A 15,620-nucleotide genomic window follows, 5' to 3' on the forward strand; every position below is an offset into this window, starting at 1 on the left:
GAAAATCAAAAATTATTGAAAATTTTAATTTTTTTGGGAATTAATTTTTTCTGCCTTTTATTTAAGTAAAATCAATGGACGACATATTTAAAGGATTTGAACAGCTATTAGAAATTGCCAAAGCTTTAGAAGAAAAAGTAGAGAAAGGAGAGTTAAAAACTTCTATTGAAATTCGCTCTCATAATCTCAGCAGTATTCCCCGGCAAGGCAATATTCCGAGAAAAACTAGTTCCAGCCGAGTTCGAGCCAATTCTACTGATGCAGCTGCACCAATGGATAATGCTGATGATGTCACCACCCCATCAGCTAACAAGAACTCAAAAGCTTCTTGGCAAGGTGTCGGCGGCTTGGGTGATGTTCTCAAGGAAATCAGAGAGTTAGTCGAAATTCCCCTTAAACGTCCAGATTTATTGGTTAAATTAGGGTTAGAGCCTCCGCGTGGGGTTTTGCTAGTTGGCCCGCCCGGTACGGGAAAAACTTTAACAGCCCGTGTTTTGGCAGAAGAATTAGAGTTAAACTACATTGCCATCAATGGCCCAGAGGTAATGAGCAAGTATTACGGGGAAGCAGAAGCTCGTTTACGAAATATTTTTGAGAAAGCAACTCGTTCTGCTCCCTGCTTGATATTTATTGACGAAATTGATAGCCTTGCCCCAGATCGCAGCCAAGTGGAAGGCGAAGTTGAAAAAAGATTAGTAGCGCAGTTGCTTGGGTTAATGGATGGGTTTGCCAAAACCGAGGGCGTACTTGTATTAGCGGCAACAAATCGTCCCGATTATCTCGATCCGGCGCTGCGTCGTCCGGGACGCTTCGATCGCGAAGTTCAGTTTCGGGTTCCCGATCGCAATGGACGATTAGAAATACTGACGATTTTGACAAGTGCCATGCCCTTGGAGACTGCGGTTAATTTAGGAGCGATCGCTGATTTGGCCGTTGGTTTTGTCGGTGCCGATATTAAAGCTCTTTGTCAAAAAGCAGCCTATATTGCCCTTCGTCGTCAAGTCCCCTCGCTCAACAGTCCCGTTCCTGAGAACATGGCTGTTATGCAGCAGGATTTTCTAGAAGCAATTAAGGAGATAAAACCCTCAGTTCTCAGGGATGTAGCAGTTGAAGCACCAAGTGTCAGTTGGGATGACATTGGTGGTTTGGATGATGTGAAACAAAAACTTCAAGAATCTGTAGAGGGCGCACTCCTTTATCCCGAACTATACGAGCAAACCAAAGCCAAGCCTCCCCGTGGGATTCTGTTGTGGGGGCCGCCGGGAACGGGAAAAACATTACTGGCAAAAGCGATCGCTTCGCAAGCTAGAGCCAACTTTATTGCTGTGAATGGCCCGGAATTACTCAGCCGATGGGTAGGAGCCGCAGAACAAGCAGTTAGAGAACTCTTTCGCAAAGCTCGACAAGCAGCGCCTTGCGTTGTGTTTGTAGATGAAATTGATACCTTAGCACCAGCACGGGGAAGATTCACTGGTGATTCTGGAGTTAGCGATCGCGTTGTCGGTCAACTACTCACCGAACTGGATGGGTTGCATGAATGCCCTAAAGTATTGTTAGTAGGAGCAACCAATCGTCCAGAAACCCTCGATCCTGCTTTACTCAGAGCAGGAAGATTGGACTTACAAATCAAAATCGATCTCCCAGATAGAGCCAGCCGATTAGCGATTTTACGAGTTCACAATCTAGATCGTCCCTTGCTTGATGTCGATTTAGAAACCTGGGCGACAGTTACCGAGGGTTGGAATGGCGCAGACTTGGCTTTGTTGAGCAATCAAGCTGCTTTAAGCGCAATTCGTCGATACCGCGCCCAAGGATTGACTGACTCCAGCCTGATTCAGATTACAAATGATGATTTCCAAGTTACATACCAAATGCTTGATAATCAGCACCAATCTGAATAGTCTCTGACTTGAAACAACGCAGAAGTTAACAACAGAAGCTACTTAACGCGATGTACAACTTATCCTTAGAACCCCTCTCCAAACCTCTCCGCCACAGGGAGAGAAACTTTGATTCTTGCTCCCCAACGCTAGTAGGGAAGGGGCTGGGGGTTAGGTTTGAGAGAACGTTGCACACAGCGATACTTACTCTTTGGAAACACCTTTGATGTAAAAAGAAGTGTCCCAGAGAACTTCATGTGTACAAACTTAATTACTTAATAAGTATCCCAAGTTTATGTCAGTATACGCCTATGCTCTTCTAGTACCCACCGCATCAGAGCTTGTTCTACCTTTAGGGATGGAAAGGAATACCGAACTCGTTTACTGTTCTGGTTTAGGTGCGATCGTAGAACCGGAAATCTCAGTAGAGGGAATACAAGCCACAGATGAGCGTTTACTTCAAGCTGTATTAATCCACGATCGCGTGATTCGAGAACTCTTTCAACAAACTCCCCTTCTTCCCTTACGCTTTGGCAGCGGTTTTACCTCGCAAGAAAAACTGCTGAATCATCTAGAACAGCACCAAGAGCAATATCTAGAAACCCTTACTCAGCTAGCAGACAAAGTTGAGTACACTTTAAAATTGACACCCAGTTCTTTGCTTGATGAGTCTGACACTATTGATGCTAGAGGAAAAGCCTATTTATTAGCGAAAAAACAACGCTACCAAACACAGCAAGCATTTCAAGCACAACAATCCGAACAGTGGGAACTCTTGAACCAGTCAATTCTCAAAACATATACAGATGTTATCTGTGAAACTCGACAGGCAGATGTGCGGCAAATCCACTTTTTGGCACAGCGGAACGATTCAACGCTCAGTACGCAGCAGCTTTCCCTCTGGCAGGTACAATGCTCGCACTGGCAATTGGCACTAAGTGAACCTCTGCCACCCTATCATTTTCTAAAAAATACTCTCAGATAAATTCATAAAAAATAATAATTATAACTTTCCCAGAAAAAATGAAGATGGGCTAATTATTTCTTTAATTTTTTGCTAAAAAAATATTGTTAACTTTTTAATATTTTTTTATTTTATTATATTTATCTCATATTTTTGGGAACACTAAACTCAGGAAGAATAAAACACATTGTGTAATTTTTACCTACTGCTCAATCAGAGCAAGATGAAACCAATAATCAGAGTTGTGAGAGTAAAAGAAAATGGCTGTTGAAAAAGTTAACTCATCTTCTAGTCTAGCTGAAGTTATTGACCGGATTTTGGACAAAGGAATTGTAGTTGATGCTTGGGTACGTGTTTCTTTAGTTGGTATTGAACTGCTATCAATCGAAGCTCGGATTGTAATTGCTTCAGTTGAAACTTACTTAAGATATGCCGAGGCAGTTGGTTTAACATCTCAGGCTGCTGTTCCATCTGCTGCTTAATAGCACATTATAAAAAGGGAGTCTTCATGGCTCCCATTTAATGTTTCTAGTTAACAAAATAGGAGAATTCAGCTGATGGCTCTCAAAAATTTGTGGGAACAAGAGCGATCGCAGCGATTGCAAATAACTGCTGAACGCCGTCAACAAGTTAACCAGTGGAAACAGCTAACTCAACAAGAATTGCAGTTGGAAGCAGATTTACTTCATCAAGAATTGAGCAGTTCTGTTACTAGTCTTCACCACAACAGAAAGTTACAACAGCAGCAATTTCAGCAAGAGATTGTAGAACGGCAATTAGAAATATTGCAAATAAAAACAGATGTCTGCCAACGCCAGCAAGAATACCGCCAACAGCGGACAGCAAAGGCTCAGACATTATTTCAAGATTTGCAAAATTTCCGAGCAATTTTACATAAAAGTGTTTGGGGCGACCGCACTCATGAACAAGTAGTTGCCCCGCCTTCTGCTAAAACAGAAAAATTAGTGGCAACGGTTCCAAAATGGTCAATCTCTCGTTCTGGAATTAAAGCCACTGGTTTTCGTCCTTCCGTCAATACCATGACTAGAAAAGTGCCTGAATCGAATGCAGATACTAAATCTAAAGTGCAGCAATATATTCAGCAAGCCCAAGGAGCTACTTTAATAGAAATTGAAGAAGTGATTGGCTTAACCAGGGTGCAAACGATAGATATCCTGCGCTCCTTGATCAAGCAAGGAGTACTAGAACAACGCGATCGCCAATACTTTATTCGGCAACAAGCAATTTCTTAACAAATTTGATTCCAGCTCATTTTTTGTAATTGCAGACTAGCGGCTCTTGCGATCGCTTGTGTCTTTTGCCTTCAGGAGGCATAGCACGCAATCGATAAACATTAAAGCTGGTATATGCTTTGTAGTATTCAAAATTTACATCTTTTTTTAAGGTCTGTATTGACAAGCAATTGTCTCAGTATATGTAACGTTGCAAAACTAATATAGATAACTTATTTCTAATTAAAAAAAGAGCTTAAATCTTTGTTCGAGCTTCCAGCTTTGAACTTTCAAAATGTGCGGATTGGAAAGGGATATAACAAGCTGGGGTAGCTCGATCGAGGTTTTGAACTGTGGAACTGTGCTATTGGCGATCGCACGATGAGGTTAGTAAGCTGGATTGTTTGAGGAATTCTAATGTAAATGCAAAATTCAAGATATACAAGGAGGTGCGATCCATTGTGAATCAATTGATCGAGCAACTTCAAACTAAATTATTCACAGGCAGGCTGAATCTTGAAGCCAGGGACGGGCCGACTTGGACGCTATATTTTCGTTTAGGACGATTAATTTGGCAGGCTGGCGGTTCTAATGCCGATGAGCGATGGCGACGGCACTTGTCGCAATACTGTCCTAATCTAGATGTGGCAAAGTTGGAGGGGCTTGTCTCTCCCCAGGAAAGTTATCGCGAGTATTGCATTCTTAGTAAATTGCGAGAACAAAAATTAATCGAACAACAACAACTTGTTAGCCTGATTACAAGCTTAATAGCTGAAGTCCTGTTTGATATAATCCAGTACGTTGAAGCCAAAAGAAATGGCAACAATCCAGCAGGGCAGTTGTCACCTACTACCGTTGTTGGTGCAGTTCCTGGGTTTCTCCTAGCTGTACTACCAACTGAGGAAGTATTAAAACAGGCTACACAAGTCTGGCAAGAATGGCGAGATGCAGGATTGGCAAGTTACTCGCCTAATTTATATCCTGTTATTCAACAACTTGAACTACTCCAAGGACAAGCATCCTCTAAACAGATTATTTCTCTAGTTGATGGCACAAAAACTTTACGAGGTTTAGGGCAAAAAAGCGGTCGGGATGCCTTAGTTTTGTCTCGGTTCTTGATGCCATTGGTAAAAACAGGGGCGATCGCTTTTTCACCCACCCCAAGCCCCAGGAAGGTTGGGATTAGTCAAGAAACTGGCAAGCCCTCCAGTGCAGTTAATAATCCTAATTCTTCATTGAAGACAGAAGAGAACACTGTTATACAAGTTGCTCCCCCAGCGACTAGCAAACAAATTGTCACGCCGTCGAGTGCAGTTAATAATCCCAATTCTTCACTGAAGACAGAAGAGAACACTGTTATACAAGTTGCACCCCCCGCGACTAGCAAACAAATTGTCACTCCATCGAGTGCAGTTAATCATTCCAATTCTTCACTGAAGACAGAAGAGAATACTGTTATACAAGTTGCTCCCCCAGCAGCTAGCAAAGCAATTATTGATGTCTCCAGACCTTTAGTAGCCTGTGTGGATGATAGTCCGACAATCTGTCGCAGTTTGGAGGAAATTCTTACCCATCAAAATTATCGCTTTATTGGCATTCAAGACTCCTTGACAGCAGTTTTAAAGCTAATTAAAAGCAAGCCCGACTTCATTTTTTTGGATCTTTTGATGCCAAAAGTGAATGGTTATGAAATTTGTTCTCAAATCCGTAAAACTCCAAGTCTTAAAGATGTGCCGGTTGTCATCTTAACGGGGAAAGATGGAATAGTAGATCGGATGCGAGCAAAATTAGTAGGGGCAACTGACTTTTTGGGTAAACCCGTAGAAGCAGACAAAGTACTCAATGTGCTTCACAAGTATTTAAACGTTTAGATTGAAGCGACAATCATGCCAGTAGCTCCTCTACACCCATTTTCAAAACAGATTTTGGATGTTAATTCATTTGTCGCAATCATTTTTCAAAATCTGAATTAAATAGCTAGGAAATAAAAATGAAAAAAGTTCTTTTAGTTGAAGATAGCCTCACAGAATCCGAAAAGATGACACGTTACCTGGAGCAAGGAGGATATTCAGTTTATGAAGTTCGCAGTGGTGAAGAGGCTCAACTGCGCTTGAAACAACAAAAACCTGACTTGATTCTACTGGATTTGATTTTGCCAGGCCAAAGTGGATTTGAGTTCTGCCGCAAGTTGAAAGCCGATCCGACAACAAAAGCAATCCCGGTAGTGATTTGCTCAACTAAAAACACAGATGTTGATAGAACTTGGGGCAATATGAGTGGTGCTGATGGCTATTTAGTCAAACCTGTAGATGAAAATACCTTGCTCCAGACTGTTAATAAATTTATTCGCTAAAGGAAACTGGGGCAATGGTACAGGGCAATGATAGCTTTAGAGCGCTACCTATTAATAGCCAATTTCGACTTGAAAACTCTCCCCAAGGAAACAACCAGAGGTTTTTAAGATTTCCGTTGAATGGAAAGGTGAATGGTTTACTCCCACTAGCTGATTTGCGGGGAGTAATTCAGGTTGCACTCACCGAGATTTTGCCAGTACCCCAGGTAGCAGAATTCTTGTTAGGCATCATGAATTGGCGGGGAGAAGCTATCTGGATTCTTGATTTAGCAAGTTTGTTGGGAGCAACACACTGGTGTCGGCGAGAAAGTGTGCGTAGCTCTGGCATGGCGATGCTCGTTCAAGTCCAGAATCAAACCGTCGGGCTGTTGGTGGAGCAAGTCAATAGCATTGAAGTTTATGACCCCCAAGAGCGGTTAGCGGTTTCGGCATCGATGTTACCTGCCCGACTAGGCTCGTTCTTGCAGGGTTACTTTGTGGATTCTCAAGGTAGCCCTTTGATGTTAATTGACACCCATGTTGTGATTCAAGCCCTTCAGTCTCTTTAAAGTTCAGAGCTTCCTGCCTTCTGTCTCCTACCCTCTGCCTGATTAACTTACTTTAACAACCTTCATAGCAAGAAAGATTATGGTAATGCATACACCTAGCCAACCACACTCAAATTCCGGCAACGGTTATAAGGACACCGATAACGGGCATACCGTCGATCTAAGAGCAAAACAGCAAATCTCTTCTACTCTAGAAGAATTGCGAACTGAACTGGATCAAGCTGATTGGGTGGAAACAGGGCCATTGCGAGACAGAATCCGCAAATTAAAAGAATTGGTAAGTGTTTTGCCATATCAAGACGGAGGAGATGGATTCGAGGTAGAGCAATTACAGGCGATCGCCAGCAGAATCCGTCAATTTTCCGATCTAGATACCTTGCTTGCTACTGCTGTCATGGAGGTACAAAGCGCACTGCAAGCCGATCGCGTGGTGGTGTATGAGTTTACGAATCCGACGCTGGGGATAGTTGCTGCGGAGGCGATGAGGGATGGCTTTACCCCAATGCTGAAGGAAAAACTGCCCGCCGTCACTTTTGGGTTAGGTTCTGGCAAGGTTTATCAACAAGAAAAATTAGTCGCGATCGCCGATACCTACACTGCAAGCTTGTCCCCTTACCAAAAGCAGCTTATGGAGCGGTTTCAGGTCAGAGCTTGTTTGAGCTTGCCAATCTTAACAAAAGATGGGGTTTGGGGCTTGTTGGTAGTGCAGCAATGCACTGCTCCTCGCCAGTGGCAGAATGCTGAAATTAGGTCGCTAAAATTGCTCGCGCAGGAATTAGAAGCGCAACTGCAAGTTGCCGTGATTCAGGCTACGTTGCAACAAGAAGTGGAAAAAGACCAAATCCTGACTGGTGTAGCGAATAAAATTCTCCAGTCAAAAGATGTGGATACCATCTTTCGCGTTGCCACCCAAGAAGTACGACAGTCACTAAAATGCGATCGCGTAGCAATATATCGTTTCAATCCTGACTGGACTGGGGAATTTATTGCTGAATCTGTGGGATCTGAGTGGGTTTCTCTGTTAGAAGAACAGCGAAATAATCCAGCAATTGCCAAGAACGTTAACTATTGTAGTGTTAGGAACCTTGCAGAGGAAGGGGGATTAGCTGGGACAACAGGGCGATCGCACAGTGCAGATAGCTACATTCAGCACACCCAAGGCAAAAATTTCCATCGCGGACAGATATATCGAGTCACTAATGATATCTACAGCGGTGGTTTTTCTGACTGCTATATCAAAATTTTAGAAACCTATCAAGCCAAAGCATACATTATTGTTGCTATCTTCCAGGGAGAAAAGTTGTGGGGCTTACTGGCTGCCTATCAAAATTCTCAGCCTCGTCAGTGGAAAGATAGTGAAGTTCGACTAATGGTGCAGGTTGCATCTCTATCTAGTATTGCGATTCAACAGGTGCAATATCAGCAACAACTTTATCACCGCTCTGAGGAGTCAGCCAAACTTGTTGAACGAGAACGTACTGTTTTCGGCATCATTGAAAAGATTGGACAAGCAACGGATCTTCGCACCCTTTTCCGCACTACAACCCAAGAGTTGCGGCGATTTTTAAAATGCGATCGCGTTGTCGTTTATCAATTTCATCCAGACTGGAGTGGAGAAGTTATCGCTGAATCTGTGGCTGCTGGTTGGTCGTCCCTGTTGGATATTCAGGAACAAGAAAGCATTTTAAAAACAGGTATGGTATCTTCAGAGCGTTGCCATGTTAAGGATTATGGCTCCCCTGTTAAACCTGATGCCGATACCTATCTTAAGGAAACGCAGGGTGGAACTTACGCCAAAGAAAAGCGCTTCCGCAAAGTCAACGATATTTATGCTGCTGGTTTTTCACCTTGCTACTTAGAAGCATTAGAGAAGTTCCAAGCCAAAGCGTATATCATTGTTCCCATTTTCCGCGCTGGTAATCTCTGGGGTTTGTTAGCAGCCTATCAAAATTCTGATGTCCGCAAATGGACTGATGAAGAGACCGGTGCTTTGTTGCAGATCGGCGAATCGTTGAGCATTGCTCTCCAGCAAGCTGAATATATCGAACAGCTACGGTTAAAAAATCTAGAAATGACCCAAGTAGCTGAAGTAGAAAATGCGATCGCCCGAATGACGGATAGAATGCTTCATTCCCACCACCCAGAAACAATTTACCGCACTACCTTGGCAGAATTGCGGCAGTTGTTCAAATGCGATCGCCTAGCAATATATCGCTTCAACTCTGACTGGAGTGGTGAATTTATTGCTGAATCTGTAGGAACTGACTGGGTGCCTCTGGTTGGCCCCGATATCAAAACCGTATGTGAAGACGAACACCTACAGCAAACCCAAGGCGGGCGCTATCGCAACAATGAAACTTTTGCCGTCAATGACATCTATACTGTTGGTCATGCCCAGTGCCACATCGATCTGTTAGAGCAGTTCCAGGCTAAAGCCTACACCATTGCCCCCATTTTTGCTGGAAACAAACTTTGGGGTTTGTTAGGAGCATATCAAAATAGCGGCCCGCGCCAGTGGAATTCCGAAGAGGTGCGATTGCTGACCAAATTGGGCATTCAGTTGGGGTTAAGCGTGCAGCAAGCCGAGTACATCGGAGAACTGAAAACGAAGAATGCAGAGTTGGCACGGGCAGCAGAAGAGGAACAGGTGCTGACAGGGATGGTGGAAAAAATTCGCCAAGCTCAAGAAGCAGATACAATTTTCCTGAATGTGCTACCAAGTTTACGCAAACAACTACAGTGCGATCGCCTAGCAGTATTCCGCTTTCATCCCGACTGGAGTGTGGAATTTATTGCCGAATCCGTAAAAGATCAATGGCTGTCTTTGGCTAGTTCCGACATCAAAACGATGTGGATGGACGAGCACTTACAAGAAACTCAGGGCGGACGCTATCGCAATCATGAAACCTTTGTTGTCAATGATATCTACGCTGTCGGTCACGTTCAGTGCTACCTAGAGATATTAGAAAAAATCCAGGCTAAGGCTTACACAATCGCTCCGATCTTTATTGAAAACAAACTCTGGGGCTTTTTAGGAGCATACCAAAATACTGGCCCTCGGCAGTGGAAATCCAAGGATGTGCAACTGTTGCGAAAAGTAGCTGTGCAAATGGGTATAGGCTTGCAACAGGTTAAGTATATCGAACAGCTCAAGAAGAAGAATGCAGAGTTAGCCAGAACCGCAGAAGGGGAACGAGCGCTAACACGGCTGTCAGAAAAAATCCGCCAAGTTCAAGAGCTAGATACGATTTTCCGCAACGCCTTACCAGAATTGCGATCGCATTTGGAATGCGATCGTCTTGCAGTGTATCGCTTCAATCCAGATTGGGGTGGAGAATTTATTGCCGAATCTGTAAGTCGGGAATGGGTGGCTTTGGTTGGCCCCGATATCAGGACTGTCTGGGAAGACGAACACCTCCAACAAACCCAAGGTGGACGCTATCGCCACAACGAGACCTTTGTTATCAATGACATTTACACTTCTGGCCATGCCCAGTGCCACATAAAAATTCTCGAGCAATTCCAGATGAGAGCTTATATCATCACCCCGATTATTGCCGGCAACAAGCTCTGGGGTTTGTTAGGAGCATATCAGAATGACGGGCCGCGGCAATGGCAAGATAATGAAATCAACTTGGTAGCGAAAATCGGCACGCAGTTTGGGGTAGCCGTCCAGCAATCGCAATACTTACAGCAAACCTTAAACAAGAACGAGGAACTGATCAAACTGGCAGAACGGGAAGTAGCAAACGCCCGATTTTCCTATCGCTTGCCTAGTCGGTTAACAGAGATGGCTCAAAGTCATAGTGATGTTCTGGAATTTGTCCAGTTTGCCACCCACGAACTTCGTCAGCTACTAAAAGTAGATCGAGTTGGAGTTTACCGTTTTGAGCCTGATTGGTCTGGAGAATTTGTAGTTGAGTCTGTGACTGGGGATTGGCCTAAGTTGGTGGGAACTAGCCTTGCCAGAGTTAGAGATACCTATCTCCAGTACAACAAAGGCGGGCGTTATGCCCGTAAAGAAAGTTTGCGGGTTGACAATATATATACTGTCGGTCATGACGAATGCCACATCCAATTATTAGAAATGTGGGGAACTAAAGCCTACATGATTGCTCCGATTTTTCAAGAAGATCGGCTATGGGGGCTGATGGGAGTTTATCAAAATAGCGCCCCGCGCCAGTGGGAGCAATCAGAGGAGGATGTTCTCAACCAAGCCAGCGTCCAGATTGGTATTGCCCTCAATCTTGCAGAGTACCTCAAACAGGTGCGTACTCAAGAGCAGCAACTAGCAGAAGCAGCAGAGCGCGATCGCACCGCACGGGAAAAACTGCAACAAGGAGCAATACGCGTTCTCATGGCTTTGGAACCATCCTTCAGAGGCGATCTCACCGTTCGCGCTCCCCTATCTGAAGATGAAATTGGAACGATCGCCGATGGTTACAACACGACGATCCAAAGTTTGCGAGATTTAGTCCGACAAGTGCAGATTGCTGCTGGCAGAGTGAGTGAAACTTCCAGCAATAACACTATCTCAGTAGTTAAACTATCTGACCAAGCTCAACAGCAAGCAGAACGCCTCGAAAATGCTCTAGAACAATTACAAATGATGGTAACTTCCACCCAGGTAGTTGCTACTGATGCCCAAAGAGTAGGACAGGCTGTTCAAAGAGCTAATAACACCGTCCAAGCTGGCGATTCCCTGATGGAAAGAACCGTAGATGGCATTTTGGAGATTCGGGAAACCGTCTCCGAAACAGCGAAGAAGATTAAACGCCTTGGTGAAGCTTCTCAGAAAATCTCGAAAGTAGTGAGTTTGATTGAAAATTTTGCCACTCAAACTAATTTGCTGGCACTCAATGCGGCGATCGAGGCTACCCGTGCCGGAGAGTATGGGAAAGGCTTTGCGGTGGTTGCAGATGAAGTTCGTTCCCTGGCTTATCAGTCAGCTAGTGCCACCACAGAAATTGAGCGACTCGTCCAAGAAATTCAAAGTGGAACCAACGAAGTCACCCAAGCAATGGAAGTAGGGATTACCCAAGTTGTCCAAGGCTCGAAATTGATCGATGAGACTCGTCATTCCCTGAGTGCGATCGTCGCAGCTACCAACGAAATTGGTGGACTAGTACAAGGAATTAACCAAGCAGTTTCCACTCAAAGTCAGCAATCTCAGATATTGACAGAAGCGATGATGGATGTTTCGGCGATCGCCCGCAAGACTTCACAAAGTGCAATGCACATTTCTGAGTCTTTTGAGGAACTACGGATGACTTCACAACAACTGGAAACCAGCGTTAGCCAGTTCAAAGTTGATTAATCTCGCAAAATGTGTTATGAACCCCGATCCCAGTAATCAAGAGCAGGCTTTTCTTGCGGAAGCGGCAGAGTTATTGCAAACCATTGAGCAGAATCTGATCGGTCTACTTGATGAAAAAACAATAGAAAAAGTTCATGCCTTGATGCGAAGCGCCCATACTATCAAAGGGAGTGCTGCCAGTGTTGGGCAAGAAACTATTCAGACAATTGCCCATCATTTGGAAGATGTATTCCAAGCGTTATATGCTCCAGAACTGGAAATCGATCCAGAATTGGGTGCTTTGCTTCTAGATGCTTATGAGTGCCTGCGAACTCCATTAAGTGCAGCCTTGATGGGCTTATCCTGCAATGAGACAGAAATACTCGATCGAACTGCTTCCATCTTCGCCCAACTCCAACATAAACTAGGCGACTTTTTTGGTCGTGAGGCTCCGCTTCCCAGTTCGGAAGAACTTGGCTTTGATGTGGTAGAGTCAATCTTTTCCGGGAGCGTACTCCAGGATTTGCAACAGCTGGAAACTGACATCCAAAGCCAAGATCCGCAACAAATTCAAACAACACTCAACTCCCAAGCAGAATTTTTTGTCGAATTAGCAGCATCTTATGGCTTATCTGGATTGGAAGAAATTGCCCAGGCGACCCTAAACGCGCTCAAAGCGTATCCAGACAAAGTACTGCAAATTGCTCAGGTGGCTTTAGAAAATTTTAAAGCAGCTCAAGCAGCAGTACTCGCAGGCGATCGCACTCAAGGGGGAGAAATATCTCCACAATTGCGAGAATGGGCAGGGTTAACTATTCCTGTCCCAGAACCGCAAGGGCAGCCAGTTTTCATCGCTGCTCAACCAACACAAACGACTACAACTGAGAATCAGCCATCTCCTCTCCTCAGTGCGAACGAAGCGGAATCAATTTGGTCGTTTTTCCCGAAGCGGACTGATAACTCCGTACCGAAAGCGCCAGAGGTACTAGAACCAATTTCTCAGGATTCGGTAGTAGTCCCCTCTGCCATAGATCGGATTTTACAGTCAATCTGGATCGGAGATCCACAGACATCCTGCCGATATTCAGACTCAGATCGGCCAGCCTCTCCACCACCAGCACCAAGCCTCCAAGCTCAGTCATCGGCATCACTTCCCAGTATCCGAGTCGCAATAGAACAGCTCGATCGCCTCAGCCACACGATTGGGGAATTACTAATCAACGAAAACCAACAAAACCTACAATCTAACCACATCCACAAAGCAGCTCAAGATACTCTAGTACAGTTTTTGTACTGCCAACAACAACTTAGTAAAGTTTCTACTTGGTCGGATCGACATCTGCTGCTTCCCGAACGCAAGCAGCGACATATACATGCATCTCTAGGCTCAGTTCTCCCTGCTTCTCCAACTGCCGAAGCACAATCTAAATTTGATACCTTAGAAATGGATACCTATAGCGAGTTGCACATTCTCCTGCAAAATCTGACAGAAGATATGGTGCAATTAGGAGAACGGATTGAGGCTTTTAATACCTTAGTTCAGCAATCTCGCTTCAGTCTTGGAAAGCGCAAGCAACTGCTTTCAGGAGCGCAGGAAGATTTGCTGCAAGCCAGAATGGTTCCACTGGGAACAGTGTTGAATCGATTACCCCGCCTCCTGCAACAGATGGTAGCAACTTATCATAAGCCTGTTGAACTCAAGCTTGGCGGTACGAAGGTACTGGTGGATAAAGCCATTTCTGAGCAGTTGTACGATCCTTTGCTGCACATGATTCGTAATGCCTTCGATCACGGCATTGAACCGATAGAAACCCGCCGTCAGCAGGGTAAACCAGAAACCGGAACAATTACAATTCAAGCTTATCATCAAGGCAACCGCACTACTATTGAGGTACGGGATGATGGTCGAGGCTTAAACTGGGAATCCATTCGTCAGCGAGGTATAGAAAAACACCTGCTGACTCCCGAACAAGCCGCCTACGCCTCCGAAGACCAACTAGCAGAGTTATTATTTGAACCAGGCTTTTCTACCGCTAACCAGATTGGTGAGTTATCTGGGCGTGGTATCGGCTTAGATGTCGTTCGCACTCAATTGCAAGCTTTACAAGGTTCGATTGTAGTGCGATCGCTTTCAGGGCAGGGAACCACCTTTATCCTGCAATTGCCTCTGAGCTTGACAACGGCACGCTTGCTCGTGTGTCAATCTCAAGGTATTACTTATGCCTTGCTGTCTGAAGGAATTAGCCAGGTTTTATTACCGCAGCCAGACCAGATTCAAGTGCAGCAATCTTTACACGGGCAAGGCAGCCAAAAATTCTGGCAGTGGGGAGAAGGGCAAAATCAGCAACTAGTTCCCATCCGCCCGCTTGCCAATTTGCTGGATTACAAATATCCTTTATCCACCCAAGACCACAATTTAACCCTCAGTCCTTTTCCAGTCAAACAACGCAACACCGTAGAACCTCTGCTACTGTTGCAAACAGAGCAGCAATATCTGTGTTTGCAAGTCGATCAGATTTTAGTCGAGCAGGAATTAGTAATTAAATCCCTCGGCAGAGTCCTGACTTTACCTAGTTACATCCAAGGCTACAGCGTGTTGGGAAATGGTAGCCTCACCTTAACCGTTGACCCGTTGGAGTTAGTTCGTCAAACCTGGGAGACAGATATAATGCCGACTTCCCCGACATCAATTGCAACTAAACTATTACCCGCGCCTGAACCTGTTCTGGCTCTAGAGGGTCAACAATCCCAGCTAACGATAACGCAACCGCAGCAACAGCCTATTGAAGTCAATACAGCCGTTGCTCAACCTAACCAACTGACGGTGTTAGTAGTGGAAGATTCAGTTGTACAAAGGCAAAGTTTGGTGCAGACGCTCCAGAAAGCCGATTATCAAGTGTTGCAAGCAGGTGATGGTCGAGAGGCGATCGCGCAAGTGCTGCAACACGGTGATGTCGATCTAGTGATTTGTGACATTGAAATGCCGCGGATGAATGGATTTGAGTTTTTAGAACACCATCGCCAAGACGAGCGTTTATCAGGGATTCCTGTAGTGATGCTGACTACCCGTAGCGGACAAAAGCACCGCCAATTAGCTTTAGCTCTAGGGGCGAAAGCTTACTTGACCAAACCCTATTCCGAACAGAACTTCTTGGCCGCGATCGCCGAACTGGTTCATATCCGAATGGCACGCTTGTAAAGCTGAAAGCTCGTCTGGGCAGGGTGTTGGGGGTAGGGTGTTGGGTGTAGGGAAAAATCAAGAAAAGTAAATATGAGTGGGGATACAAATAAATTTCTGACTTACTACACCCACTCAGCCACACCCCACACCCAAAAGCCTTATATAT

At 44.8% G+C, this 15,620-nt stretch carries 9 protein-coding genes; all 9 read left to right on the forward strand.

Features of this window, described 5'->3' with window-relative positions; all coding sequences use genetic code 11:
- Nucleotides 1-74: 74 nt before the first annotated feature.
- The gene (locus RMY64_RS20875; RefSeq protein ID WP_322700987.1) at nt 75-1,901 is read left to right on the forward strand and encodes an AAA family ATPase; all 1,827 of its coding nucleotides are present in this window, start codon (nt 75-77) and stop codon (nt 1,899-1,901) included.
- A 274-nt stretch (nt 1,902-2,175) separates the two neighbouring features.
- Nucleotides 2,176-2,865 (forward strand): GvpL/GvpF family gas vesicle protein, encoded by a 690-nt coding sequence (locus RMY64_RS20880; protein WP_322673881.1) that lies wholly within the window; start codon nt 2,176-2,178, stop codon nt 2,863-2,865.
- Between the two features lie 239 nt (nt 2,866-3,104).
- Nucleotides 3,105-3,326, forward strand: coding sequence for a gas vesicle structural protein GvpA (gene gvpA, locus RMY64_RS20885; RefSeq protein ID WP_163931998.1), 222 nt, complete (start codon nt 3,105-3,107; stop codon nt 3,324-3,326).
- Between the two features lie 75 nt (nt 3,327-3,401).
- The gene (locus tag RMY64_RS20890; protein WP_322673880.1) at nt 3,402-4,097 is read left to right on the forward strand and encodes a gas vesicle protein GvpC; all 696 of its coding nucleotides are present in this window, start codon (nt 3,402-3,404) and stop codon (nt 4,095-4,097) included.
- A gap of 440 nt (nt 4,098-4,537) precedes the next feature.
- Entirely contained in the window at nt 4,538-5,947 is a 1,410-nt protein-coding gene (locus tag RMY64_RS20895; protein WP_322673879.1) for a response regulator, read from the forward strand.
- Between the two features lie 119 nt (nt 5,948-6,066).
- On the forward strand, nt 6,067-6,429 hold the full coding sequence (locus RMY64_RS20900) for a response regulator transcription factor (RefSeq protein ID WP_322651336.1): 363 nt from the start codon (nt 6,067-6,069) through the stop codon (nt 6,427-6,429).
- 14 nt (nt 6,430-6,443) lie between these two features.
- Nucleotides 6,444-6,977, forward strand: coding sequence for a chemotaxis protein CheW (locus RMY64_RS20905; protein ID WP_322673878.1), 534 nt, complete (start codon nt 6,444-6,446; stop codon nt 6,975-6,977).
- 79 nt (nt 6,978-7,056) lie between these two features.
- Nucleotides 7,057-12,294, forward strand: a complete 5,238-nt coding sequence (locus tag RMY64_RS20910) for a GAF domain-containing protein (RefSeq protein WP_322700988.1) — start codon at nt 7,057-7,059, stop codon at nt 12,292-12,294.
- Between the two features lie 16 nt (nt 12,295-12,310).
- Complete coding sequence (locus tag RMY64_RS20915; protein ID WP_322700989.1) at nt 12,311-15,472, forward strand: hybrid sensor histidine kinase/response regulator; 3,162 nt, start codon at nt 12,311-12,313, stop codon at nt 15,470-15,472.
- Nucleotides 15,473-15,620 lie beyond the last annotated feature (148 nt).

Origin of the sequence: Nostoc sp. DedQUE08, from assembly GCF_034530895.1 — a bacterium.
Classification (GTDB): domain Bacteria; phylum Cyanobacteriota; class Cyanobacteriia; order Cyanobacteriales; family Nostocaceae; genus Nostoc.